The following is a 3,113-nucleotide window of genomic DNA, read 5'->3' on the forward strand; positions in this document are numbered from 1 at the left end:
CCCTGACAACTGGTGAAATTGATCGTTATCATGTCACGGGAAAACAAATTAGATAGTTCTGGCGCCTCCATAAAACAACCCAGATCGAAACAAAGGGGCTGCCTGATAAATATTGCAAGTTTATGCTAGGAATAACTCGGCCCCCCCCCCTGTATGTGGCAACAATTGTCACTGCCTAAGACTTCATCATTACGAACTCCTCGAATCACCTAGTCTAGCGAACAATGACCACCTACTTTATTTATTATAGAAAGTTATTATGTAAAGCGTTACGGCAAAAAACAAGTTTACCGTCAGTGGCGGCGCAAAAATAATTAAAAATCGTTATTTTTAATAGCCTCAAAACGCTTGGGAGCTGACCATCGCGACGGTCTTCCACCTGATGTTGGCCGTACACCGTTAATCGACCAAAATCTGGATTGGTTTCGGCTTTGTGACAAGCACTAGAAGTCGGGCTGCATTAATGCCAGATATGAAAAGCACCGCAGCCTAGGTTCTAATTTCATCAAGCTCCACAGCCTCCCCAAAGTTGGTAAATACAGTAGCCAATAAATATTGTATGGCGTCACGTCAATAAGTGATATTGGGGTTTTTCCTACATACCGTTAGAAGAAATGTTGTGACCATACGCACCCGGAATGTCTGCAATGTGTATCGCCACCAAGAACATTCATTCAGGGTAACGACCAATTCATTTAAGGAGTGCATAAATGCGAAATGCGTGGATAGCTGTAGTCGTATCGTTGTCGCTGGCCGGCTTGGCTCATGCCGATCTTATCAAGGGGACCCGAGCGATGATTCCAGCCGAGGTGCCACTGTGTAATATTCTCAGCATCGATGCACAAATGACGGTATTGGACGCAGGCGTTTCAAAGCCGGTGAAAGGCTGCATCCTGAATGCGAAGCCACAAGACGCTATTCTTCTGATGAACTACGAGAGTTCCAAAATGGGTAAATATAGCCGGTGGTATCTCATCGATTCGGAAGAGGAAGCCTTCATTCCCAACGCTATGGTAAAGGAAGCCTAGTCGCCTTCATGAGCCAGTAATGCGCGACCACTGTTCCATTTTAAGATCCGATGACTGATTTCCGGTCATCGGATTTTTTATGTCCGGCTCACGCGAGACTATCTTCCCTGGCTCTGCCACACAGCTCGCTCGATTCCACCGGTTGAGTTTCGCTGGGGCCCGCCTCCCGCCGGCCAAGCTGTTCGGTGCCTAAGCGCTCACCCGCAATCGTTCACAGCTAGACTGCCTGCTTCAGGGTTTACCTACAGACATCTAGGACGAAAGCTTGAACCATGCCGCGCTGGCGTGAATCCCGCTTTTCCATTTGCCTGAGGACACGAGATTGGCTTTCATCAACAACCGAAAACCTTTTTTTATGCGTACGACCTGCTCAGCCTTTAGCGTCGTTATCGTATGAGCAATCTTCTGGTTCACTGGAGAAAGCTAATCGCTTACGAGCTGGACGTTCAGTTGCGGAACAAAAAAGGATTATCCATCACAAATAAAATATTGTGCTTTCTGATCGTCGCCGCAATGATTACCGGCATCCTTGAAACCGAAAAAATCGTTACGGCTGGTCGGGAGACTTTGTTTAAGGCAGCTGAGCTAGGATTCGCCATGGTTTTTTCGGTTGAATACCTGTTGCGACTGTGGGCGTCAGCAGAAAACCCAAAATACAAAACCCGGTTGCATTATGTCTTCAGTCCCTTGGCATTGCTGGAGTTGGCCATTGTGCTGGCCAGCTGGCTGATTGCCATTGGTTCGGCGGGGTATTTGGTCCGCGGGGCGCGATTGATCAGAATTACGCTCATCGCAAAATTGGGGCGTTACTCAAGTGCTTTGCATAACATTCGCCTCGCGATACGCGCAAGAAAAGAAGAGCTGTTAATCAGTTTGTGTGCCGCGATACTCCTGATGCTGACGTCATCCATGGCGCTTTATATTGTGGAGAGTGATGTGCAGCCTGAGCAGTTTGGTAGCATTCCCAGGGCCATGTGGTGGTCGGTCGTCACGCTTACCACGGTGGGGTATGGCGATGTGTATCCACTCACTACCATTGGTAGGTTCTTGGCCGCCGTCACGGCAATGAGTGGTATCGGCCTTATCGCCTTGCCAACCAGCATACTGGCCTCGGCATTTGGCGAGGTCATAAAAAAAAAGAAAACCACTGAATTTAGCGCGTCGCACGCCAGAGCGTAATTGATGGGACATCTACCCGATAATTACCCACTCTTCCCCCTAACTTAGAGCGGTGAAGACGACCATTAAATATGCGGTGTTTTTAGCAGCGGTGGCTCATTACTGCTCAGTTGAATTTTATTGGTATCGATAACAGGGGTTGATATATCTTCTAAACTTGAAGCGGTCTCCTTAAAACAAGGCGGGTGGGGTGAATCAGCCAAACAATTAAAACGATGCAAGGCGATGCCTGGTAGATAAATAAGGGGGGCGTGCCGAGAATATGACAAAGCATGAGCGATCATTCTTCCTCTTCTGACTGTGGCCAAACATAAAGACAAGCTCGATCATGTCCTCCTATGGTACTGCCTACAGTCTGTGTATCAAGCCCCATGACGAAGTAAGCACGCAGGATTGGCGTGGTCAGAAGCTATTTCTCACGCTATGGATATCGTCGCGATACCCCCAATTCGACCAATTTCAGGCGCGGGAACAAACTTAATTAATCTTAATTTGATCTCGATTGCGGCGTGCGGCTACCGCATCAGGGCGAGCCTGGAGCGGCGGGAGCTGACCACCCACCTTGTCGGGTGCGGACGCCTTGGAATGCTCAGAGATACCGCGCCAACCAAGAAGGTTAGGCGTCTAAAAAATAACAATTTTTAATTACCCTATCATGCTTGTTAATAAGATATTAGCGCGCTACTGCAGCGCTTTTTTACCCATGAGTTTGCAAGTTGGCAGCATGTCCACAATTAATCGCTGAATCATGCCAAGCATGAGCTTAACGTCTCATTGGATCCTTGCTGCCTATCCCGTTCAGCCGATGATGGTGTGTACCGAATGTACTTCAGCATGACGATTGTTGTCCCGAGTATTAAAGATATCCCCGACGTCAAACACGGTTTTCGCGGATGGGGCACTAAT

At 48.2% G+C, this 3,113-nt stretch carries 2 protein-coding genes; both read left to right on the forward strand.

Annotated elements, in window-relative coordinates:
- The first annotated feature begins 710 nt into the window (after positions 1-710).
- A complete protein-coding gene (locus ACIPL2_RS35090; RefSeq protein ID WP_401365395.1) occupies positions 711-1,028 on the forward strand; it encodes a hypothetical protein in 318 nt (105 codons plus the stop codon).
- Between the two features lie 393 nt (positions 1,029-1,421).
- Positions 1,422-2,207: an ion transporter gene (locus tag ACIPL2_RS35095; RefSeq protein WP_401365397.1), complete on the forward strand. Its 786-nt coding sequence runs from the start codon at positions 1,422-1,424 to the stop codon at positions 2,205-2,207.
- Positions 2,208-3,113: the final 906 nt, after the last annotated feature.

The sequence above is a fragment of the Pseudomonas sp. NPDC086251 genome, from assembly GCF_044746405.1.
Taxonomy (GTDB): Bacteria; Pseudomonadota; Gammaproteobacteria; order Pseudomonadales; family Pseudomonadaceae; genus Aquipseudomonas.

Bases quoted from the DNA above. Each gene is read 5' to 3' on its own strand.
- ACIPL2_RS35090 (WP_401365395.1), top strand. From the start codon at position 711: ATGCGAAATGCGTGGATAGCTGTAGTCGTATCGTTGTCGCTGGCCGGC.
- ACIPL2_RS35095 (WP_401365397.1), top strand. From the start codon at position 1,422: ATGAGCAATCTTCTGGTTCACTGGAGAAAGCTAATCGCTTACGAGCTG.